The organism is Eubacterium sp. 14-2 (assembly GCF_000403845.2).
Taxonomy (GTDB): domain Bacteria; phylum Bacillota; class Clostridia; order Lachnospirales; family Lachnospiraceae; genus Petralouisia.
This window is the reverse complement of the sequence record NZ_KE159567.1, coordinates 1,276,576-1,297,692: the sequence shown is the minus strand read 5'-3', so window position 1 is coordinate 1,297,692 and position 21,117 is coordinate 1,276,576. Positions and strand designations below refer to the sequence as shown.

The 21,117-nt window shown below is 42.5% G+C and carries 23 protein-coding genes and 1 tRNA gene; 11 read left to right on the top strand and 13 right to left on the bottom strand.

Annotation, left to right across the window (positions count from 1 at the left end):
* Positions 1–3: 3 nt before the first annotated feature.
* Positions 4–759 carry an RpnC/YadD family protein gene (locus C805_RS26995; protein ID WP_016214354.1) on the bottom strand — a complete coding sequence of 252 codons (756 nt, stop codon included), beginning with the start codon at positions 757–759 and terminating at the stop codon, positions 4–6.
* Between the two features lie 526 nt (positions 760–1,285).
* Here C805_RS26995 and C805_RS25800 point away from each other — a divergent pair.
* The gene (locus tag C805_RS25800; RefSeq protein WP_016214353.1) at positions 1,286–1,612 is read left to right on the top strand and encodes a helix-turn-helix domain-containing protein; all 327 of its coding nucleotides are present in this window, start codon (positions 1,286–1,288) and stop codon (positions 1,610–1,612) included.
* A gap of 82 nt (positions 1,613–1,694) precedes the next feature.
* Positions 1,695–2,450: a Fic family protein gene (locus tag C805_RS13140; protein ID WP_016214352.1), complete on the top strand. Its 756-nt coding sequence runs from the start codon at positions 1,695–1,697 to the stop codon at positions 2,448–2,450.
* A gap of 628 nt (positions 2,451–3,078) precedes the next feature.
* Here the strand turns inward: C805_RS13140 and C805_RS25185 are convergent.
* The 4 genes from C805_RS25185 to C805_RS13120 form a co-directional block, all read right to left on the bottom strand.
* On the bottom strand, positions 3,079–4,764 hold the full coding sequence (locus C805_RS25185) for a YARHG domain-containing protein (protein ID WP_016214351.1): 1,686 nt from the start codon (positions 4,762–4,764) through the stop codon (positions 3,079–3,081).
* Positions 4,765–4,887: 123 nt separating this feature from the next.
* Positions 4,888–5,271, bottom strand: coding sequence for a hypothetical protein (locus C805_RS13130; RefSeq protein ID WP_016214350.1), 384 nt, complete (start codon positions 5,269–5,271; stop codon positions 4,888–4,890).
* Between the two features lie 138 nt (positions 5,272–5,409).
* Positions 5,410–6,012 carry a zinc-ribbon domain-containing protein gene (locus tag C805_RS13125; RefSeq protein WP_016214349.1) on the bottom strand — a complete coding sequence of 201 codons (603 nt, stop codon included), beginning with the start codon at positions 6,010–6,012 and terminating at the stop codon, positions 5,410–5,412.
* A gap of 257 nt (positions 6,013–6,269) precedes the next feature.
* The gene (locus tag C805_RS13120) at positions 6,270–6,626 is read right to left on the bottom strand and encodes a hypothetical protein (protein WP_016214348.1); all 357 of its coding nucleotides are present in this window, start codon (positions 6,624–6,626) and stop codon (positions 6,270–6,272) included.
* A 418-nt stretch (positions 6,627–7,044) separates the two neighbouring features.
* On the opposite strand from C805_RS13120, the gene C805_RS13115 reads away from it, so the two are divergent.
* Positions 7,045–7,329: a helix-turn-helix domain-containing protein gene (locus C805_RS13115; protein ID WP_016214347.1), complete on the top strand. Its 285-nt coding sequence runs from the start codon at positions 7,045–7,047 to the stop codon at positions 7,327–7,329.
* A gap of 1,243 nt (positions 7,330–8,572) precedes the next feature.
* Here C805_RS13115 and C805_RS25795 read toward each other — a convergent pair.
* Together C805_RS25795 and C805_RS13105 are read right to left on the bottom strand one after the other, a co-directional pair.
* Complete coding sequence (locus C805_RS25795) at positions 8,573–8,803, bottom strand: PD-(D/E)XK nuclease domain-containing protein (protein ID WP_242832664.1); 231 nt, start codon at positions 8,801–8,803, stop codon at positions 8,573–8,575.
* A 20-nt stretch (positions 8,804–8,823) separates the two neighbouring features.
* Entirely contained in the window at positions 8,824–9,027 is a 204-nt protein-coding gene (locus tag C805_RS13105) for a hypothetical protein (RefSeq protein ID WP_016214345.1), read from the bottom strand.
* Positions 9,028–9,090: 63 nt separating this feature from the next.
* Here C805_RS13105 and C805_RS13100 point away from each other — a divergent pair, with 63 nt between their 5' ends.
* Positions 9,091–9,789 (top strand): ABC transporter ATP-binding protein, encoded by a 699-nt coding sequence (locus tag C805_RS13100; protein WP_022751057.1) that lies wholly within the window; start codon positions 9,091–9,093, stop codon positions 9,787–9,789.
* On the top strand, positions 9,782–10,582 hold the full coding sequence (locus C805_RS13095) for an ABC transporter permease (protein ID WP_016214343.1): 801 nt from the start codon (positions 9,782–9,784) through the stop codon (positions 10,580–10,582). The genes C805_RS13100 and C805_RS13095 overlap by 8 nt, the downstream gene beginning before the upstream one ends.
* 77 nt (positions 10,583–10,659) lie before the next feature.
* On the opposite strand, the gene C805_RS25180 is transcribed toward C805_RS13095, so the two are convergent.
* The 4 genes from C805_RS25180 to C805_RS13080 all read right to left on the bottom strand — a co-directional run bounded on the left by C805_RS25180 (position 10,660) and on the right by C805_RS13080 (position 12,492).
* Entirely contained in the window at positions 10,660–11,352 is a 693-nt protein-coding gene (locus tag C805_RS25180) for a 4'-phosphopantetheinyl transferase family protein (RefSeq protein ID WP_016214342.1), read from the bottom strand.
* Positions 11,353–11,374: 22 nt separating this feature from the next.
* Positions 11,375–11,701 carry a DUF5713 family protein gene (locus C805_RS13090; RefSeq protein ID WP_016214341.1) on the bottom strand — a complete coding sequence of 109 codons (327 nt, stop codon included), beginning with the start codon at positions 11,699–11,701 and terminating at the stop codon, positions 11,375–11,377.
* A gap of 65 nt (positions 11,702–11,766) precedes the next feature.
* The gene (locus tag C805_RS13085; protein ID WP_016214340.1) at positions 11,767–12,300 is read right to left on the bottom strand and encodes a Uma2 family endonuclease; all 534 of its coding nucleotides are present in this window, start codon (positions 12,298–12,300) and stop codon (positions 11,767–11,769) included.
* A gap of 119 nt (positions 12,301–12,419) precedes the next feature.
* Positions 12,420–12,492, bottom strand: a tRNA-Thr gene (locus tag C805_RS13080).
* A gap of 234 nt (positions 12,493–12,726) precedes the next feature.
* Here C805_RS13080 and C805_RS13075 point away from each other — a divergent pair.
* The 6 genes from C805_RS13075 (at position 12,727) to C805_RS13050 (ending at position 18,467) form a co-directional block, all read left to right on the top strand.
* Positions 12,727–13,266, top strand: coding sequence for a helix-turn-helix domain-containing protein (locus C805_RS13075; RefSeq protein ID WP_016214339.1), 540 nt, complete (start codon positions 12,727–12,729; stop codon positions 13,264–13,266).
* Positions 13,267–13,280: 14 nt separating this feature from the next.
* Positions 13,281–14,354 carry a spermidine/putrescine ABC transporter ATP-binding protein gene (gene potA / locus C805_RS13070; RefSeq protein ID WP_016214338.1) on the top strand — a complete coding sequence of 358 codons (1,074 nt, stop codon included), beginning with the start codon at positions 13,281–13,283 and terminating at the stop codon, positions 14,352–14,354.
* The gene (locus C805_RS13065) at positions 14,347–15,168 is read left to right on the top strand and encodes an ABC transporter permease (protein ID WP_016214337.1); all 822 of its coding nucleotides are present in this window, start codon (positions 14,347–14,349) and stop codon (positions 15,166–15,168) included. Before potA ends, C805_RS13065 begins: the two co-directional genes overlap by 8 nt.
* The gene (locus C805_RS13060; protein ID WP_016214336.1) at positions 15,162–15,953 is read left to right on the top strand and encodes an ABC transporter permease; all 792 of its coding nucleotides are present in this window, start codon (positions 15,162–15,164) and stop codon (positions 15,951–15,953) included. The genes C805_RS13065 and C805_RS13060 overlap by 7 nt, the downstream gene beginning before the upstream one ends.
* Positions 15,950–17,056, top strand: coding sequence for an ABC transporter substrate-binding protein (locus C805_RS13055; protein WP_016214335.1), 1,107 nt, complete (start codon positions 15,950–15,952; stop codon positions 17,054–17,056). The genes C805_RS13060 and C805_RS13055 overlap by 4 nt, the downstream gene beginning before the upstream one ends.
* A 499-nt stretch (positions 17,057–17,555) precedes the next feature.
* Positions 17,556–18,467: a DUF5688 family protein gene (locus C805_RS13050; protein WP_016214334.1), complete on the top strand. Its 912-nt coding sequence runs from the start codon at positions 17,556–17,558 to the stop codon at positions 18,465–18,467.
* Positions 18,468–18,538: 71 nt separating this feature from the next.
* On the opposite strand, the gene glgA is transcribed toward C805_RS13050, so the two are convergent.
* Positions 18,539–19,975, bottom strand: a complete 1,437-nt coding sequence (glgA, locus tag C805_RS13045) for a glycogen synthase GlgA (RefSeq protein WP_016214333.1) — start codon at positions 19,973–19,975, stop codon at positions 18,539–18,541.
* Positions 19,976–19,991: 16 nt separating this feature from the next.
* A complete protein-coding gene (spo0A, locus tag C805_RS13040) occupies positions 19,992–20,792 on the bottom strand; it encodes a sporulation transcription factor Spo0A (protein ID WP_016214332.1) in 801 nt (266 codons plus the stop codon).
* Positions 20,793–21,117 lie beyond the last annotated feature (325 nt).

Genomic DNA, 21,117 nt, shown 5'->3' with positions numbered 1-21,117 from the left:
CCTTTAGGCCTGTTTCCCGTATTTACGCAGACAGGACATGGCCTGCTCCAAAGTCACACCCGCTTTTTCCTGCAGTCTGGCTAAAATAACTGTATCTTCCAGTCCTTCTTCCTTTCCCAGCTCAATGATCATCTGCACTTTGCGCTGCTGCATTCCCTGCTGCATCCCCTGTTTTACTCCACGCTGTATTAATTTCTCTGATTCTGTCTCAATTACAGTTCCTCCCATAATATTCACCAGCCTTTCCTCATTTTCATTTTCATTTCCATTTGTAATATGTGTAATAATAATATTCACAAATCCCATCAGGTCTATGATTTCATCATCTGACAGTTCCCCGTCTTTATGCAGCCGGAGCATTTCATTCCTGAAATATTTCAAATCCCTGACAGCTTCTTCTATCCTTTCCCCATATGCAATTTCCTTCTCATATCTTGCAACATAAAAAGGAATATACGGAAACAGACGTTTTTCCACAATATATTCTTTTGTAAATTCCGCCAAAATTACATTCTCTGATTTATAATCCACACGCTGCCCGTCGGGAAATGTAAAGGTAATGGTGGTTGATTTTGGTGTTTTATCTGTCCTTTTTACATAAATAACGGAAAACCGCGGCATGGGAATAACAGCATGGCCAATATCCCATATGGCAAACTGCCTTGCAACTATAAATGCATATTCGGCAATTCTGATTGCCATGGAACCATCATCATAGCTCTGGCATTCCAACAGATAAATTTCACTTCCGATTTTCATCAGAAAATCCGAAATCTGTTCTTCTATTACTCCGGTGGTTAAATATCACAGTAGATTACGCAGAACAAATTTTCATATGCAAGGCGGAAGATTGAGCTGTAGCGAGGGCTACAGCGATTGATGACAACGTAGCAGATGGGGGTTTGGGCAAGTAAGATATTGCGATATTTAACCGTCGGAGTAATATTTCCCTGTTTCCATCTGGACTTTCACTTTCTGTCAGATACCCTTCCGAGGGCAGCACATCCACTTTGCATTCCTGCTCCTTTCTGTAAATATTTCTGTTTTTATTATATCGGCAAATCTTACCTGTGACAATAAAAATCATCTTTTCTTCAACGCTTTAGCATGACAGGTTCTTTTCTTCATTTTTTCTGTCATTTCTTTATCTTTATATATTTATTCTACATTTTTGTATGAATATGCCAATACTTTTTTCAGAGAATTTCTACACTTTTATGTAGATTTATTATTGCATTATATAGAAATATTCGCTATAATATTTTTACAGAAAGGAAGTGAACAAATGGCTTTTTCTTATGACAAACTATGGAAATTACTAATAGACAGGAAAATGACCAAAGAAAATTTCCGCATATTAATCAAGGCTTCACCGACAACTATAGCGGCAATGGGAAAAGGCGAAGGAATCTCCCCCAAAGTTTTAGACCGTATATGCACGGCTTTTCATTGCCAGCCTGGCGATATCATGGAGCATGTTCCCAACATTAATACGGCGGAAACAAAACCTTTTTCTGAACACGCTGAACCGGCAAAACCATTTTCTGAATCTAACGAACCAGTCAGATCTTTTAGCGAACGCAGCGAAGAATCTTCGCTTTCCACAAACTAACCGAATAAGATATGAAGAAACCATATCGGCGGGGTACCCGCCGCTGAATTATCAAAAAAATAATCCGGAAAGGAATGTTACTATGTCTTCACTGAAAGAACTGCTGCAAAAAGCAGATTCCTATAAACAAAAAATATCCTCTGCCAGGCCATTGGCAAAAGAAGAACTGAAATCCCTGGATGATTATTTCCGTGTCGGTTTTACTTACAGCAGTAATGCCCTGGAAGGGAATACCCTCACTATATCCGAAACAAAAATACTCCTGGAAGATGGTATCACTGTCGGAGGTCGCCCACTAAAGGACTGCTACGAAGCTGTCGGTCATGGTTCCGCTTACGACTTCATGCTGGAACTGGCACGTCAGCAGGATATGAAAATCACAGAAGATACCATCAGGAAGCTGCATCGCCTTTTTTACCAGAAGGTTGATGCTGATCAGGCCGGACAATACCGTTCCATTCAGGTTTACATTTCCGGAACCGAATATGTTCCCCCCGCTCCTGAGGAAGTGCCCCGACTGATGAAGCACCTTACAGATCAGATTTATTCATCCAAAGTTGTCCTGCATCCTGTTGAACTTGCAGCTATGGCTCACAGGCGGTTAGTGGATATACACCCTTTCATTGACGGGAACGGCAGAACCGCACGGCTCCTGATGAACCTTATTCTGGTCAATGCCGGTTATGGCGTAGTATCCATCCCTCCTGTCTGGCGGAACGACTATATCAACGCTCTTTCTGCCTCCAGACGGTTAAATGACATGGAGCCATTCTGTAAGCTGATTACTGAATGCGTGATTGAGACAGAACGCGATTATTGTCGTCTGCTTAAACTATGAGTGACAGAATATTAAAACGAAAAGGCATGTGCCCGCTGCATATGCCTTTCCTGATATTAAACCTCTTACTCCTTCTCCAGGTTCCGGGTATTTTTGTTTCATGTTCTCCCCCTGTCATAAATGCATATCATACAGGCAATGGAAAAGATTTCCTCCTTCCCCATCTACAGGGATCCCTCTTTAAATTTTTCCAGTTCCCTGCTGATTTTCTGGCAACCCGACCCTTTCTTAACCCTCATCTAAGACTTCCGACAAACGTGTGCCGCAGCTTAATATAAGCAATACGATTTCAAGCTCTTTCATTTTTCCCATCTCTTTCTGTTTGCTATACTATTTTGCCTTTCTCACTTATTCACCTTCTATGATTTCCAGAATTTTAATTCCACAGCCAATAATTATCATTGTAATTTCCAAACCCTGCATTTACTTTCATCTCCTTCCTTAAAATTAATTTCTTTATGTCTTTAATCCAGCATCTCTCCTTTAAGCAGAAAAATGGCAGGAAGGTTTTGTCCCTCCTGCCTGCTGACTCATTATTATAATATACAATAGAATCTGACAACTTTTTCCAATTTATCATAATTCCATATAAATATCCATGTTATGTATATTTTCCAGATCAATATTATTAGTTAAATTCTTCTGCCCATATATACTCCTGCCCATCTGTCGCTGGCATAATAATGCCAGAATCCATTCCTGTCAGTTCACCCTGATGTGTCACAAGTATACTTCCCTCATCTGTCCATGTAAAGGTGATTATAAATCCATAATAATCTAATTGTGCAGTATTAGCATCCACAATTTGCGCTGATTCCTCCAGCATATTTGTGGGATGCCCCAGAACCCCCAATGTAAATATTAAAGTATCTTCTCCAATTTCCAGGATGTCAATCCTTGGCGTAAATCCATCTACATCATAAGGTGTAAGATATGCCCCGACCCTTCCTGCAAAGGTTTCCTGACTATCATTCCTTCCGTTCCGTTCATTCTCAGCCATTTCAATCAGTTCCACATTTTTCTTTTCAAAATCATTCAATATTTCATCCATATTGAACTGTTCAGCCGGAACTGTTCCAACATACCATGACGTATTGTTAAAATATTGCTGCAATTCTTCGCTATCAAAGATATAGCCATGCCTTGCAAATATCTCATTTCTGGCTATCCAGAGTCTATCTGCTTCTATGCTTCTTATTTCTTCTTCTGAAAGATACCTGCTATTGCTATCTGGAAAGATATATTCTTGTGTCACTGCCATATATTCCTGAAGTTCTTCCTCTGTAAAATGTGTAACATCAATTTCTGTAATGCTTCCATCAGCGCTTACCAAGCCTATTCCATTTCCGGCTTCCAAATCAATATACACTGTCTTTCCTTCTAAGTCTCCTGCCTTACTATACTTGTCCGCCAATAATACATCTGCTTCTTCCAAAGTCATTCCAACTTTTACTCCATGGAAATTTAGCATTTCCTCTCCAGAACCTGTAAGTATAATCACCGATACTTTTCCATCCATACAGTCAGCTATTACTTTTCCATCTAAAAGTTCATATCCCATGCCACTCTCATTATATGTAAAACCTGCATTTTTCAACTCTTCTTCTGGTTGCCCAATCAAACCTTCCAGGTCAATGTCCACATTACTTTCTGTTTCCTGTCCATTTCCCAGGTAGTCTCCCTCTCCAATATCACTAATCAAAAACACTGGTATTTCACCATCATCTTTCTGCCCCAGGTATTTTAGGACCCCATTAAAATATGCTTTCTGTGTATCTTCATCTGGCTCCGCATTCATCAACCAGTCCCATTCTTTGACAGGTTTTTCATCTTCCTGCATGATAATGCCTATGTTAATCCCTCCTGTTCCAATGTAAACTCCATAATTATTTTTGTCTGTGTTCAATAAAGGGAAGTCTATGCTTATATTTGCTCTCACCTTTCCTGGGAATCCATCTTCCTGCCACTGCGTAAACCCACCCGTCTCTTCAAGTGTTTTTATCTCTGTCGGTGCTTCCTGTGTATCTCCACTACTTCCACTATACCCATTTTCTTCACTTCCTGATAAAAATATAATACTCAAAACCACCAGAATTACCAGGACTGCACCAACCCCCAGCAATATATTTTTCATTCTGCCTGTTTTCTTTGGTTCTTTTTCAGAAAACCCGTTTTCTGACCGGGCAGGTTCCGCCTGGCCAGACATTTTATTCTCTCCCCCCGTTTTTACATCATCTTTTCCTATTGTCTGCCCACAATATGGGCACTTTTCCCAATCGTCCTTTAATTCTTTTCCACATTTTTGACAAAACATATTTTTCCTCCTCAATCATGTTATTTGCCTTAACATTGCATTTAATATTACAGTGTGCCTATGGTATTACAATCTGATTATTTTGTTTGCTGTTTTCATGCAATTAAAATTTTCTTTTTCACATCAGTATGTGAAAATAAGTATTACAGCCACAATAAATTCAATCATATGTAAGAGTGTCCCATACCCCTTTTGATGTTCTCCTGTCACTTTCTCTTTTACCTCTTTATAGTTTTTTGGCCCATATAAAAGCCATAACGCTACATCACAAAAAATCAGGCCATCAACCACAGGAAGGAAATCTTGTACGACCTCGAACAGACTGCCCTGACCATGAAATAAATTGTGAAAGTTATATGTAAAAATTTGATACAGCAAGTAAGCGATACAGATGATGACTGGAACACATAATATTGACCTTACCATGTGCTCCTGAATTAAACTTTTTATCAAATTCATCTGTCCCTTTAATTCATCCATATCATTGTCTGTCTTTGTTTCTTTCATTTCAACCGTCTCCTTCTTTAATAAACAATCGTAATTTCTCACAATTCGCACAAAACCCTCTGTCTCCAGTCCATATTTTCCAAATATCTGGTTATAAACAAAATGTTGAAATCCCCTTTACGTTAGCTGCCAGCCAAATTATCTTTCACTGCGCTTTGCATCCAAAAATTCCTGCAACTCTGCTGCCGATTTACTGTCTGTAACAGCAAAACACATTTTTTTCTTCGCATTTGACAGTTCTATTTTTCCTGAAAAAATTCCCATCCTTTTACCCACTGAGACATCCAGGATTTCATTATAGGGTACTGAAGTTGCCTTCGTCAAAAAAGGAATCAGCTGAAGCACCCCGTTCGCATGTTCTATATATATAAATCTCTGATTTGTACATAAAATGTATGTGTTAAATGCTCTTGCGCCTTTCAGCCATCTTGTAATGGACAGCTTTTCTGCATGATAGAAACATATTGCCTCTTCATCAGGTTCCAATATTTTTACCATATCCTTTGATATGGAATTGGCGCCATATGCCAATATTACACCACCACTTTCACCTGAAAATGCCTTGCCCAACAGTTCTCCCTTCACTTCTTTGCGATCCCTGCTGCCAACAGCCATTTCATCTGAACCATAATTATCTTTCTGCTTCACACCTTCAGCTTTTCCATGTTTAAACTCTGCTCCGCACCTTGGACATACTTTCCACTCTTCCTCTATCTCATTTCCACAATTTCTACAAAACATATCTGCCCTCCTAATTTTTCATCTCAAGACATATTTAATCTCTAAAAACCCTTTTTCATCCCCACAGCAGGGGGAAATGTTATCTTCCTTTCCTCCAGCCAATTCCTGCATATAGTTTCCACTATGCTTCCTTAAGCATCAAAACAAGATTATAGGACTGTCACAAAAAAGCAAACACATACCAGGAATAGTCCGGGCATTTTATGAATCCCGGCTGTATGTTATGAATTTATCTTATTTTGCAGCAGCCTTTTTAGTTATTCTGCACTCTTCTTTCCAGCTAATAAGGCAATCACCGCAAATATGGCATTGATAAGACACCAGACAGCCCATATGTTTAAATCTGCATAACTTCCAGCCAAAGCAAATCCCACAACTGCGGCAATTCCAAAAAGAACGATAAGCGCTACGTTCCCACCATTTGAGCCTTTCCTGGTCGCAATAGAAACAATTCCACCTGCTATCATCATAATTGCAACTATGATTCCAGCGCTTCCGCCAAATTCCCCATTTTCTTCCAGAGTGTTTACTAAACCCACCATGCAAGACTGAAACGCAACAAGCATAAAAAAGAGAATGGATAAGATACCTGATACAAGTTTCCATGTTTTCATGAAGTTTCCCCCTTTCTTCCGTATTTTTATTAAAACGCAAAAGCGGTTTAATCCTGATTCCTGATTACTTCATCTGTTTTCTATGTCTGACAGAAAAAATCCCCTTTCAGTTAAAAAGCCTATAAAATATTTTCCATTACTCTTATACTCATATTTTCAAAATTATTGTGTAAAATGCATACAAAAATTCAAAATCCACACAATAGAGACAGACCATATACTTATGGTGCAATTCAGATTAAAAATTGTTGGTAAATAATTTTCTCAAGAACTGATATTCTTTCTTCTACCTTATTTCCTTTCTTATTTTCTTCTCGTATTTCTTTCCATGTGTCCATTTTACCAATACTTTAGTATTTTGTAAATATATTTTGTATTCCGTAATTTAATATCAACCTACAGAAAGGAGAACTCCATAATGCTCGGCGAAATCATACGAAACCTGAGAACCGCCCATAACTTAAACCAGGTACAGTTAGCAGGCGCACTAAACGTTTCCAAGCAGACCGTTTCAAACTGGGAGAACAATAATATCCTCCCCTCCATTGAAATGCTGGTTAAAATCTCACAGTTCTTTTCTGTGAGTACAGATTATCTGTTGGAACTGGACGACAGGAATTATATTGAAACCACTGGATTAAGCGATACACAGCTGGCCCATATACAGCAGATTATCTGTGATATTATTGACAGGAAGGGCTAAACTCCGTTTTTTAGATATTGGAAATCTTTCTATATTAATGTCTTCCTTTTTCCAAAAAATTTTCTGCCCTTCCCTCGAAAAATTAAACAGTCATTTCGCATTCGGCATACTGTCCCGCAGGATTGCAACTGCATACTGGTAGCCCTCCATAAAAGCTGCCATTGCCGCCCTGTCTGTCAACTCTTCTATTTTCTGTCTCAGTTCCTCCCTGTTCTGCCCTGAAACAAAGCTGAGCAGATTTTCTATTTCATCACAAATTTACATTACCGTTTTCGCTGTTAGTTTCTTTTATTCTTGTTCTATTGTCCCTGCCTCTGTAAAATCTAAATATCCTGCCACAGAATTGGACGCCTCTGCCCCCCCTGAACGTCCAGTACACCATCTGGAAATTGGAATTTAAGCATAATTCCACTATTCCACCCTGTTTAAAAAAGATATTCCATGCCGCCTGGCTGTGTATCACAGCTATAATATGTAATTCAAATACTGTTTTCTGGCATCTTCTTCCAACTGTTATAATCATTTATTATTTTTTACATCTGGCAGCAACATTTAATTGTTACTGATGATAACCGTTTCAAATCTTTTGTGCGTACAAATTCCAACTAAAAAAATCCCGGAAGCCCAAAATACGGGGTTCCAGGATACGCACAAAAGACTGGTTACCTGCTGGAATGCTGTCTATGCCATACAATTACACATTCTTGTCTTTTCATTATTATTTACTTTCCATTTATATTGTTCTATATTCATATATCCTATATCTTATATCTGTATCTTTTACCTCTTGTTTTGCATTGGGTTCTTTCTTCTTCAAATATATCTTATTTATTCATATATTTTCATCATTTATCAAAATTTAAAAATATATATCATTACCCACATAAATGTAACAAATTAATAAAGGAGAAAATAAACATGAACAAAAAAGAACAAATTTACATCCGTGTCACCAGAGAACAAAAAAGACCTGGGAAGATCTGGCCCAAAAAAATGAACTCACGCTTTCCGGACTGGTAACGCAATGTATGAACAACTGCGAAACCATATTCTCAAAATCCCACAGCAGAATGTTGGCTCTGATCCGTTATGTGCCGAAACAGAGCCATCTGCAATGAAGTCCACAGGAAAGAGCAGCTTCCCTGGCTGCTCTTTTTCCACTCATTTTTCTGTTACTGTAATTTCCAAATCAAAAATCCCCAGGCTTTCATCTGATCAATATTACCCTTTCCCAAACCAGACTTCACAATCTTTCCGAAAGAAAGGCACCCTGTAACAATAATCTTCCTATATCCTTCCCTACGCAGTTATTCCATATATTTTTTATCTGCTGCAGCGCTTTTTTTGCATCGTCCCCCAAATCATCAATCGAGCCTGATACTTTCAGCTCCAGAATAAATGACCTTCCCCGCAGGGACGGACTTTTCACCATGATATCTGACCACCCATTTCCTGACTCACGATTGGACTTCACCGGATAATTCTCACTCTGGCTTAAAATTCCCGCCAGGAAGCCATGATAAAAGCAGACACTTTATCTAACAATTGTTTCCGCTGTTGCTTTGTAAGCCCGGATTCCCTGACTTTCCCGGATATTTTTTCTATCCAGAATTCTTCTGCCTGCTCTCTGCTGAAAACCGAAGATACCTGCTCTGGCATATGTACTACAATCCTGATTTCCTGTTTTTTTCCCGCCATAACAACCACTTCCTGCCAGCAGAGTTCATAGTATACTATGCGCCCGCTGGTAATTTATTCTTTATGGGTTGTTTGAAAGGTTGTAAACATTTACTAAATCACTCCGTTTGTTTCCGCTGCTCTGCCATCGGCAAATCCACCCTCCTCTCCCTCCTGTCAGGACTTCTGGAACCGGAACACGGTTCCATCTTATTTTATGGACAAAAGCTGAACCAGAAAAGCTGCAATGCCATCGGCTATATGCTGCAGCACGACCATCTGTTTGAATGGCGTACCATTGAGAAAAACGTTCTGCTGGGACTGGAAATTCAGAATAAGCTGACACCGGAAACAAAAGAAATGGCACTGGATATGCTGAAAACCTACGGTCTTTACAAATTCAAAGACTCCCGGCCCTCTCAGCTTTCCGGCGGCATGCGCCAGCGGGCGGCCCTGATCCGCACCCTTGTGCTGAAACCGGAAATCCTGCTGTTGGATGAGCCTTTCTCTGCTCTGGATTATCAGACACGTCTCACCGTAGGAGATGATATTGGGGCAATTATCAAAAAAGAAGGAAAAACTGCAATTCTGGTAACCCATGATCTGTCAGAAGCAGTCAGTCTGGGCAGCCAGGTTCTGGTATTAAGCAAACGCCCCGCCACCATTCAGACTGTGGTAGACATTGATTTTCCCCACAATATCAGCGCTTTGGAACGGCGGAATTCCCCGGAATTTAAAAATTATTTTAACAGAATATGGAAGGAGCTGAATGAAGATGAGTGAAGTTTCCCTTGCTCAGCAGAATTTTCTGCTCACTCAGAAGAAGCATAAACGCACTGTCACAGTCAGCAGGCTGTGCATTTTTATTTTATTTCTGGCTGTCTGGGAAGGAGCCGCCAGACTGGATCTGATTGATTCCTTTATCTTCAGCAGCCCCTCTAAAATACTGCTCTGCGCTTATGGAATGATACTGGATCAGACACTGTTCGCCCATATCGGCATTACATTGTTTGAAACCATTGCCAGTTTTCTGCTTGTAATTATTGTCTCTCTGGCAGTGACAGTAATCTTATGGTTAAATAAAGGGCTTTCAGAAACACTGGAACCTTATCTGGTAATTTTGAACAGCCTGCCGAAATCTGCACTGGCTCCTCTGCTCATTGTATGGCTGGGCGCAACCTACAACACCATTATTATCACCGGCGTATCCGTGGCTATTTTCGGTTCCATCTTAAGCCTTTACACCAGCTTTCAGTCTGTGGATCCGGAAAAAATAAAACTGATTTACACCATGGGCGGCAGAAAATACCATGCCCTCATCAAAGTAATTCTGCCTGCCAACATCCCCACTCTGTTCTCACTTATGAAAGTCAATATCGGTCTGTGTCTGGTGGGGGTTATCATCGGAGAATTCATTGCTTCCCGTCAGGGACTGGGCTATCTGATCATTTACGGCAGCCAGGTGTTCAAACTTGACTGGGTTATCATGTCCATTGTAATTCTCTGCATTCTGGCCTGGGGGCTTTACAGCCTGATTACCCTTCTGGAAAAACGCTACCTGAAACATTTCCTGTAACATAAGGTTCTCTCAGGAGCCCCAGCCATTTTTCCGAAACATTCTGCCTGCTTTCATATCCCGAAACAGTCCTTTTTTCAGGGCTGTTTCGGATTCCTGAATTCCTGCCAGACAACCTCTGTTTCTTCCCTGGCGCAGAGGGAAATCCAGTAATCTCCAATCTGTTTCTGAACAAAACTTCTCTTCTGACTACTGCCGGAACCTTTCCCCACGGTATGTTCCTCCCTTTTCTCTTCTTTTGCACAGGCCGAAGACAGCAGGATACGGCTGCCAATGGAACATTCTCCGGAATCTGTTTTTTCCACATCAAACTCTATCTGTTCCACCGGAAAGTACATTCCTTCTCCGGTCATTTTAATGTAGCTTTCCTTCAGAGTCCAGATCTGGAAAAAACGGCTGAACACCGGCCAGTCCATTCTTTCTTCCCCTTTTCCCAGAATATAACACTGCTCCCTGGGGCTGCAGCAACGCCGGATCACCGGAAGTTTCACCTGTCTGATTCTTTCCCCGTCCACTCCCACTTCACACCGGGCAACTGCACACACCACAAGGCCTTTTGTGTTGCTCACATTAAAATAAATACCTTCTTCCGGCTTCCAGAAAGGCTTTCCGTGTATTCCTTTTTCCACATAATTTTTGTTAAATTCCATATGAAAGCAACTTTTAAAACCATGATTTAATATTTCATCTGCCAGTTTCCTCTGATATTTCAGATACTCTCCCGGCTTTTCTCCCTGCCTGAGACAGAAAGCATAATAAATCCTTATCATAATTCACCGTTTCATCTCCAAATCACCATTCGCGCTGGCCAATGGCGTCCTCCACATCGATCTGGATATCAAACCATTTCAGAATATATTCTACGGTTTCTCCTATGCTTTCCCTGGCTCCGGTTTCCAGTTCACTGTCATTTTCTTCAAATTCTTCCTGCAGGTCGTTGATTGCCAGGGTCATTTCGTCAAATTTCTCCTGTACCTTCTCTCTGTCTCTTTCACCTGTCTCCAGAAAGTCAATCACAGCCTGCACCGGAACTTTTATTTTATCCACCAGAAAATCCGGAAAATACCCGTCACGATACATATCCTCCAGCAGCATATAATCTGCGTCAAATTTTTTCATACTGATTTCCTCCATTTCCTGCTGCCTTTACTGAATTTTTATAAAAAATCTTCTTCCTGCTGCCTCTACTGAATTTTTATAAAAAAGTCCTCATAAATGCCAACAGGTATCCTTTCCTCAAAGGAATATTCTTCCGTAGTTTCCTTTTCAAAATTATAAACCACCACACGCTGCTTTTCCGGATCTGCAATCCAGTATTCCCTGACTCCCGCACTCTGATATTTAAACAGTTTGATAAAATAATCCATTCGTCTGCTGCCGGGAGAAACAATTTCAATGACCCAGTCCGGCGCACCGTGGCATCCTTTTTCATCCAGTCTGGAACTGTCACAGATCACAGACAGATCCGGTTCCACATAATTAAAATCGTCTTTATTCAGAAACACTGCAAAAGGTGCCGGATATACTTCACAATCACCTCCCCTGCCCTGAATATAATTTCCGATAGTTCTGTCCAGGATATGAACCAGACTCTGATGTGTTCTGCCTGGAGGCGCCATATCATAAATCTGTCCGTCAATCAGCTCCGCCCGCTGCCCCTGCGGCAGCGCATAAATGTCTTCTATCGTATGAAATTCTTCTTTCCTCAATGCTTCCATATGATTCACCTGCTCTTTCTTTATTTTCTGTTATACAAAAAAAACCCTTTCAGACTTCAGAACGGGAACATATTTCCTGTAAGACAAAAAGGAGCTGTAAATCCTTACAGCTCCCATTCAGCCAAAGAAGGGACTCGAACCCTCGACCTGCGCATTACGAATGCGACGCGCTACCAACTGCGCCACTTTGGCATATGACACGGAACTGTTCTGTTCCGTCCGTGATTGATAATTCTCAATTATTATACCCGCTTTGACAAAGTTTTGCAATCTTTTTTTCCGGAAAATTAAAAATTTTTCTATTGACATTTTCTGGTTTCCATTTATAATGTATTTTGTGTTTAATAATATTAAACACAAAATACATTATCAGTTTGACTTTACAATCACTATACTTTATGTTTATATTCAGAAAGGATGATTTCCATGGACATTGGACATCGTATGAAAGAACTGCGCATCCAGTACGGGCTGACTCAGCAGGAGCTGGCAGACCGCAGCGAACTCTCCAAAGGATTTATTTCTCAGCTGGAGCGCAACCTCACCTCCCCTTCCGTGGGCACCCTTCTTGACATTATACAGTGTCTCGGCACCACACCGGCGGAGTTTTTTTCCGACCCGGAGCCGGAACAGATTGTATTTAAGCAGGAAGACTATTTTATAAAGGAAAATGAGGATCTGCACCATACTATCAAATGGATCATTCCCAATGCCCAGAAAAATGCCATGGAACCGGTACTTATGACGCTGGCTCCCCACGGAACTTCCGAAATCCAGCTTCCCCATGAAGCCGAGGAATTCGGATATGTACTGAAAGGCTCCATACGTCTCTGCTACGGCGGAAGAACCTATACGGTCAGACAGGGAGAATCCTTTTATTTTAAAGCAGGAAAAAAACACTATCTGGAAAATTACAGCGGCAGGGAAGCGGCCATTCTCTGGGTTTCCACTCCCCCCAGCTTTTAGGAGGATAACAAACGATGAGCAAGCGACTGATTGATTTACAGCATATTACCAAATCTTACGATGGACAGACGGTTCTGGACGACCTGAACCTTTACATCCGTGAAAATGAATTTCTCACCTTACTGGGCCCTTCCGGCTGCGGAAAAACCACTACGCTCCGGATTATCGGCGGTTTTGAAGCGCCTGACACAGGCACTGTAATATTTGACGACAAAGACATTACCGGCCTGGCTCCCAACGAACGTCAGCTGAATACGGTATTTCAGAAATATGCTTTATTTCCCCACATGTCCATTGCGGAAAATATCGCCTTTGGACTGAAAATCCGTAAAAAAAGCAAAGCCTACATTGATGATAAAATCAAATACGCCTTAAAGCTGGTGAACCTGGACGGTTTTGAGCGAAGAAGCGTGGATTCCTTAAGCGGCGGCCAGCAGCAGCGGATTGCCATTGCCCGGGCTATTGTAAACGAGCCCAAGGTCCTGCTTCTGGACGAACCGCTGGGCGCTCTGGATCTGAAGCTGCGGCAGGATATGCAGTATGAACTGATACGCCTGAAAAATGAACTGGGCATTACCTTTGTCTACGTTACCCACGACCAGGAAGAAGCACTCACCATGTCGGATACCATTGTGGTTATGAACCAGGGCTACATCCAGCAGATCGGAACCCCGGAAGATATTTACAATGAACCCACCAATGCTTTTGTGGCCGACTTTATCGGGGAAAGCAATATTATTGACGGCCTGATGCTGGAGGACCGTCTGGTAAAAATTCTGGATGTGAATTTCCCCTGTGTGGACGAAGGCTTTGGCTGCAACACCCCGGTAGACGTTGTCATCCGTCCGGAGGATGTGGAACTGGTTGCCCCGGAACAGGGTATGCTGGAGGGAGACGTTATCTCCCTGATTTTCAAGGGCGTCCACTGGGAAATTGAGGTTCAGGCCAATGGCTTTGAATGGCTGGTACAGACCACTCAGATGCATCAGCCGGGTTCCCATGTAGGCATACGGGTAGACCCCTTTAATATCCAAATTATGAACAAACCGGAATCCAGTGACGAAAAGGCGGTGGAATCAGATGCGTAACCTGAAAAGACAGCTCCTGACGGGGCCATATCTCTTATGGATGGCAGGATTTATCCTGCTTCCGGTGGTAATGATACTTTATTATGCCTTTACCACCACCAGCGGCCATTTTACCCTGTTGAATATCACATCCATATCTGCCTCCATCCATATGAAGGCACTTTTGCTCTCCCTGAAGCTGGCACTGATCTGTACCGGAATCTGCCTGATTCTGGCTTATCCTCTTGCCATGATTTTAAACAAAATGAAAATCAGACGACAGGGATTTATTGTATTTATTTTTATCCTGCCCATGTGGATGAATTTCATGCTGCGTATTCTGGCCTGGCGGATGCTTCTGTCTAACAACGGTGTCATCAATACTTTTCTGAGCACCCTGCACCTTCCGCCTCTGGATATTTTAAATACGCCCTTTGCCGTGGTTTTCTGCATGGTGTATGATTTTCTTCCTTTTATGATACTTCCTGTCTATAATGCCATGGCGCGGATTCAGCCGGATATTATTGAAGCCGCCAGAGATCTGGGCGCGGGAAGCGTAACCATATTTTTTAAAATTATTGTGCCCCTTACCATGTCCGGGGTTATCAGCGGCATTACCATGGTATTTGTTCCGGCTCTGACTTCTTTCGCCATTTCCGACCTTCTGGGGGGCGGCAAGGTACTGCTTATCGGAAATGTGATTGAACAGGCCTTTATGCAGGAATACAACTGGAACCTGGGCTCCGGCCTTTCACTGGTACTGATGGTATTTGTCATTGCAAGTATGGCCCTGATGAGTTCTAAGGGAGACGAAGGAGGTGCCGGCGTATGGTAAAAAAATCTGCGGAACGGATATATCTGGCCATTATTTTTCTGTTTTTGTACCTCCCCATTGTGGTGCTGATTATTCTGTCCTTTAATGACTCCAAAACCAGAGTACAATGGGGAGGATTTACCCTGAAATGGTACAAAAACCTTTTTTCTGACAGTACCATTATGGCAGCTTTTGGAACCACCGTTCTGATTTCTCTGGCTTCCGCCCTGTTTGCCACCCTTCTGGGTACCCTGGCAGCTCTGGGCATTGACGCCATGAAAAAACGCAGTCAGGCCATTATGATCGGCGCCACCAATATTCCGCTGCTTAACGCGGATATTGTTACAGGCATTTCCATGATGCTTCTGTTTGTTCGTTTTACCAGACTGGGCATGAACACGGTGTTGATTGCACATATTACCTTTAACATCCCCTATGTTATCCTGAATGTGCTTCCCCGGCTGAAACAGAGCAGCCGCACCACTTACGAAGCCGCACTGGATTTAGGCGCTACGCCCCTGTATGCTTTTGTCAAAATCATCTGGCCCCAGATACGTCCTGGCGTGCTTTCCGGCTTTCTCATGGCAATGACCATGTCGCTGGATGATTTCTCCGTTACCTATTTCACCAAAGGCGCAGGCATCAACACCCTGTCCACCATGATTTATACGGAAATGCGCAAAGGCATTCGGCCGGAAATGTACGCCCTGTCCACCATTTTATTTTTACTGGCTCTGGTACTGCTGCTGTTTATGAACTTCGGACCTTCCGCCCGCAAAGAGAAAAAAGGAGAACTGTCCCCATGAAACATACATCACATTTCCCCCTCAAAATTTCCGGAATACGCAGATTTCTTCACAGGAACCGGAATAAAATACTGCTGCTGGCCGCATTTGCCCTCCCTCTTTTATCAGGCTGCGGCAAAGACTCAGAAAACACCCTGACCATCCTGAATTACGGAAAATACCTGGAACCGGAAGCCATTAAAATGTTTGAGGAAGAAACAGGCATTAAAGTGGAATATGAGGAATATATTACACCGGAAAATATGTACACCAAATACCGGGCCGGCGCCATTGACTACGATTTAATCTGTACCTCAGATTACATGGTGGAAAAACTGATTCAGGAAGGAGAAGTTCAGGAACTGAATTTTGACAATATCCCTCTGAAAGAAAACCTGGATTCCGACTATTTTGATTTTTCAAAATCCTTTGACCCGGAAAACAAATATACCATTCCCTATTTTTTCGGAACAGTAGGAATTCTCTATAACAAAGACATGGTAGATGAATCCAGAGTAAATTCCTGGAATATTCTGTGGGATGAAGCATACAGCGGACAGATTATCATGGCAGACTCTGTCCGGGACTCTTTCATGGTACCCCTGAAACTGCTGGGAGAATCTCTGAATACCACAGATGAAAAAGCCCTGAAACAGGCGCAGGATATGCTGATTCAGCAGAAACCTCTGGTCTATTCCTATCTGGTGGATGAAGCCCAGGACGAAATGATTGGAAATAACGCCGCCATGGCCGTTGTCTATTCCGGAGAGGCAGGCTATGCACTGGAATTTAATGACAAACTTGCTTTTTCCGTACCGGAAGAGGGTTCTAATATGTGGATTGATTCCTGGTTTATTCCAAAATCTGCAAAACAGAAAGAAAATGCCGAAAAATTCCTGAATTTCCTGTGCCGGGAAGATATCTCCATGATGAATTTTGACTATGTGTATTATGCCACCCCAAACATCAGAACCAGAGAATCCCTGGATGAGGAACTGCAGGAAAATACCACGATTTTCCCTCCGAAAGAAACTCTGGACAACTGCGAAGTGTTAAAACCCCTGGACGACGAAGCCACCATGAAGCTGAATCTGCTCTGGAAAGAAGTCAAGGCAGCGGACTGAATGGAAAAAACAAAACAGGCGGACTGCCATACTTAATATTAATTGCGGATAAATAAAAAAGAATGCGCCATGCGCATTCTCCGCCTGCGGCGGGTCGCTTTAGCGACATATTTCTTTTCCGCCGCAGTGCGATAATTATTTTGTCTTATAGGAAAACACTTTCACGCGTTAGTGTGACAAGGTCTTTCCTATAAGACAAAAAAGGTGCTGCAAAATTATCATAACAGATGATTTTGCAGCACCTTTTTATTGCTTACTGTTTTTCTGTATTCATAAAGTATTTCGTACCGTAAATGGTTGCACAGATACCACCTGCATTTGGTTTCTGCATACAGATATCAATGCAGTAATATGGAAAATCAAAATAGCTCTGGCGGCACAGACGCAATTTCCCGTAATTTACTCTTGCATTTTCCCGGTTTTCATGGTACAGTTAAGCCCACACAGAATCTGTGTGAAACATAATCTTCCAGGCTGCCAGCACAGCACAGGAGGTATTATGACATACGAAGAATTTAAACAGCAGCTTGTCACCAGTCTGAGAGAGCTGTTCCCTGCGGGCACCTGTATTACCATTCGCCCTTTCTCTCATAACAATCATATTCTGCTGGACGGCCTCACAATTCTGGAGCCAGGCAGTAATGTTTCCCCCGCCATTTATCTGAACCATTATTACAAGAGTTATCAGCAGGGCACTTCCTTTTCCGCCCTGCAGTCCTGTATTCTCCGCTATTATTATGAACACTGCAGTGTTCGGACTGTGGACACTTCCTTTTTCACCTGTTTTGAAAATATCCGATCCCGAATTGTCTATAAACTGATTCACTACGAAAAAAACAGAGAACTTCTGAAAGAAGTTCCCCATCTGCCCTGGATGGACCTTGCCATTGTATTCTATTGTCTGATACAGGAGAGGTCCGGTAAAAACGCATCCATTCCCATTTTTCATGAACATCTGGATTACTGGAACATCTCTGTGGATACGCTGTTCTCCCTGGCCCGGCAGAATACGCCTCTTCTGCTCTCTTTCTGCTGCGATTCCCTGGCAGATCTTATCTTTCCTGTCCTTGACGTCCTTCCGGAGGAAGAACGCCGCTCTGCCCAGGATACCCTGATCTCTGAAAGCGTTCCCATGTATGTGCTCACCAATCACCTGCGTCTGAACGGCGCCTGCTGCATCCTGTATCAGGATGCACTGAAACAGGTATCCGACCAGTTAAGGGACAGTCTCTACATCCTTCCCAGCAGCGTTCATGAGGTTATCGCCATCCCTGCCTCCCATGCAGGCAATCCCGGAGAACTGCCCCGGATTGTAGGCGAAATCAACCTGGCTGAAGTCTCGCCGGAAGAAATTCTCTCTGACCGTGTCTATTTCTATGACAGAAGTTCACGCCGGCTCTCCCTGTACTGATTTCCTGCTTTCAGAAAAATATTGCGGGAGTATCCGCCAGTATTGGCTTCCGACAGCTCCCGCAGAAATTTTTATACAAGTTCAAGATACAGCTTTTCGTACTTTCCGGCTGACTTCTTCCAGGAATGATCCTCGCTCATACACCGCTTCATCATGGCTTTCCAGTCCTTTGGATGGTTGCAGAACACATCATAGGCATATCGGACAATGGCGAGCATTTCCGTAGCATTGTAATTTGCAAAGCTGAATCCGTTGCCTGTATGCCAGATTTCATTATAAGGCTCCACCGTATCTTTCAGTCCCCCTGTCTCCCGGACAATGGGAATGGTACCGTAACGCATACTGATTAACTGGCTCAGGCCGCAGGGCTCAAACTGGGAAGGCATAAGAAACGCATCTGCACCGCCGTAAATCAGATGGGCCTTTTCCTCACTGTATCCTATGGTTGCAGAAACCCGGTCAGGATATTTCCAGTCGAAATGCCGGAAAAAATCCTGAAACTGTTCTTCCCCGGTACCCAGTACAGCCACCTGCACATTCAGGGTGTTCATCATTTCCTCTAACACCTCCCGGACCAGTTCAAATCCTTTCTGCCGGGTCAGTCTGGACACTATGCCGATTACCATTGCGGAGCTGTCCTTCCGAAGCCCCAGTGCAGCCTGCAGTGCAGCTTTATTCTGTTTCTTCCTGGCAATGGTTTTCACATCGAAATTCGCTTTCAGCCGGGGATCTGTTTTGGGATCGTATTCGGCAACGTCAATCCCGTTCACAATACCGGAAAGTTTTCCGGAAATCTCCCGCATTACGCCGTCCAGCCCTTCTCCGCCCTGCTGGCCCTGAATTTCTCTGGCATAAGTCTCACTGACTGCATTGACCCGGTTTGCATGAAGGATTCCGGCCTTCAGAAAATTTGTTTCCCCATAGGCTTCCATGGCTCCATAACGGTAATGAGAAGGCAGGTCCCGGCAGTTTTCAATATCATCAATCCGCCAGCGCCCCTGAAATTTCTGATTGTGAATAGTCAGCACGGTACGGATATTCCGATAAAATGCACTTTCCCGGTAAAATGCATCCAGAAACACGGGAATCAGCGCTGTCTGCCAGTCATGACAGTGTATGATATCCGGACAGAATCCCAGTTCCGGCAGACTGGCAAGCACTGCCCTGCAGAAAAATGCGAATTTGTTTACATCTTCAAAAATCTGATTATAAGGACCGTTTCCGGCAAAATAATGCTCATTATCTATAAAGTAATAATGAACCCCCTCCACACTGGCCTCATAAATTCCTATGTATTCCTGCTCTCTTGGCATATCTGCATGAAATTCAGTCACATATTTCATATTCTGCCGGTATTCTTCCGGAATACACAGATATTTTGGCAGAATGATCCTTACATCAAATGTTTCCTGATCCAGATATTTCGGCAAAGCCCCCGTTACATCTGCCAGGCCGCCGGTCTTGACAAAAGGATTTCCCTCGGATGCTGCAAAGAGTATCTTCTTCATGTAAAAAACCTCCTACTTATTCTCTCAGCTTATATTCTAACCGAATTTTGTCCGCAATTAAAGCTATAAATTCAGAATTTGTAGGTTTTCCTTTCCCATTGTGAATCGTATAACCAAATAATTCATCAATAGTGTCCATTTTTCCTCTGCTCCATGCAACCTCAATGGCATGCCGGATTGCCCGTTCCACCCGGCTTGGCGTGGTCTGATACTTCTTTGCAATGGAAGGATACAGGATTTTGGTAATGGAATTCAGCATTTCCATATCCTGTACCGACATGATGATGGCTTCACGCAGATACTGATAGCCTTTGATATGAGCAGGTACTCCGATTTCGTGGATAATATTTGTCACATCGCTTTCCAGATTCCGCTCTTCCAGATCCTGCTTTTTCTCATAGGCATTGACTTTCCGTACTTCTGCTACTCTGCGCAGTTCCGAATTCCGCACATGCTTGATACGGTTCAGCACCACTTCGTTGTCAAAAGGTTTCATAATGTAGTAATCTGCCCCCAGGGAAAATGCGTCCTCTGTGATTTTTTCCTGTCCAATTGCGGTTATTATAATAAACGCCGGATGTTTTTTGATATTTTTGTCGCTTCTGATTTTGTCCATCACTGTCAGCCCGTCCAGTTTGGGCATAACAATGTCAAGCAATACCACGTCCGGTTCCTTCTTTTTTATCATTTCGTATGCTTCTTCTCCATCTTTCGCTGTTCCCACTACCTGAAGTTCTTCGTCGCTTTTTACGATGTCTCCCAATTCCCTCAGCATTCTCTCATTGTCATCTGCAATTGCCACATTTAATTTTTCCACGCTAAATCCTCCTGTTGGTTTTCATAATAATCTCTCATAAAAGGCAACTATTTGTATTATATCCGCAAATAAATATTCCTTCAATAAAAAGATTTCTCCGATTTTCGACAAAGAAATCCTGATATTATCATATTCGCACGAACCTTGTCAAATTAGTGCTTTTTTACCATAACATTATTATCATACCGATTGTATCATTATATATTTTGTCGAATTGTGTCGTATCATTTTTGGAAAATGACATTTTCTATTCGCACGAGTGTGCATATTATTTGTTCTTCTACAGGAAGACACTTTGCGCTTTATCGTGACAGGGTCTTCCTGT

Coding starts and splice junctions, on each gene's coding strand:
- C805_RS26995 (WP_016214354.1), bottom strand. CDS start 759: ATGAAAATCGGAAGTGAAATTTATCTGTTGGAATGCCAGAGCTATGAT.
- C805_RS25800 (WP_016214353.1), top strand. CDS start 1,286: ATGGCTTTTTCTTATGACAAACTATGGAAATTACTAATAGACAGGAAA.
- C805_RS13140 (WP_016214352.1), top strand. CDS start 1,695: ATGTCTTCACTGAAAGAACTGCTGCAAAAAGCAGATTCCTATAAACAA.
- C805_RS25185 (WP_016214351.1), bottom strand. CDS start 4,764: ATGTTTTGTCAAAAATGTGGAAAAGAATTAAAGGACGATTGGGAAAAG.
- C805_RS13130 (WP_016214350.1), bottom strand. CDS start 5,271: ATGAAAGAAACAAAGACAGACAATGATATGGATGAATTAAAGGGACAG.
- C805_RS13125 (WP_016214349.1), bottom strand. CDS start 6,012: ATGTTTTGTAGAAATTGTGGAAATGAGATAGAGGAAGAGTGGAAAGTA.
- C805_RS13120 (WP_016214348.1), bottom strand. CDS start 6,626: ATGAAAACATGGAAACTTGTATCAGGTATCTTATCCATTCTCTTTTTT.
- C805_RS13115 (WP_016214347.1), top strand. CDS start 7,045: ATGCTCGGCGAAATCATACGAAACCTGAGAACCGCCCATAACTTAAAC.
- C805_RS13105 (WP_016214345.1), bottom strand. CDS start 9,027: ATGGCGGGAAAAAAACAGGAAATCAGGATTGTAGTACATATGCCAGAG.
- C805_RS13100 (WP_022751057.1), top strand. CDS start 9,091: ATGGGTTGTTTGAAAGGTTGTAAACATTTACTAAATCACTCCGTTTGT.
- C805_RS13095 (WP_016214343.1), top strand. CDS start 9,782: ATGAGTGAAGTTTCCCTTGCTCAGCAGAATTTTCTGCTCACTCAGAAG.
- C805_RS25180 (WP_016214342.1), bottom strand. CDS start 11,352: ATGATAAGGATTTATTATGCTTTCTGTCTCAGGCAGGGAGAAAAGCCG.
- C805_RS13090 (WP_016214341.1), bottom strand. CDS start 11,701: ATGAAAAAATTTGACGCAGATTATATGCTGCTGGAGGATATGTATCGT.
- C805_RS13085 (WP_016214340.1), bottom strand. CDS start 12,300: ATGGAAGCATTGAGGAAAGAAGAATTTCATACGATAGAAGACATTTAT.
- C805_RS13075 (WP_016214339.1), top strand. CDS start 12,727: ATGGACATTGGACATCGTATGAAAGAACTGCGCATCCAGTACGGGCTG.
- potA (WP_016214338.1), top strand. CDS start 13,281: ATGAGCAAGCGACTGATTGATTTACAGCATATTACCAAATCTTACGAT.
- C805_RS13065 (WP_016214337.1), top strand. CDS start 14,347: ATGCGTAACCTGAAAAGACAGCTCCTGACGGGGCCATATCTCTTATGG.
- C805_RS13060 (WP_016214336.1), top strand. CDS start 15,162: ATGGTAAAAAAATCTGCGGAACGGATATATCTGGCCATTATTTTTCTG.
- C805_RS13055 (WP_016214335.1), top strand. CDS start 15,950: ATGAAACATACATCACATTTCCCCCTCAAAATTTCCGGAATACGCAGA.
- C805_RS13050 (WP_016214334.1), top strand. CDS start 17,556: ATGACATACGAAGAATTTAAACAGCAGCTTGTCACCAGTCTGAGAGAG.
- glgA (WP_016214333.1), bottom strand. CDS start 19,975: ATGAAGAAGATACTCTTTGCAGCATCCGAGGGAAATCCTTTTGTCAAG.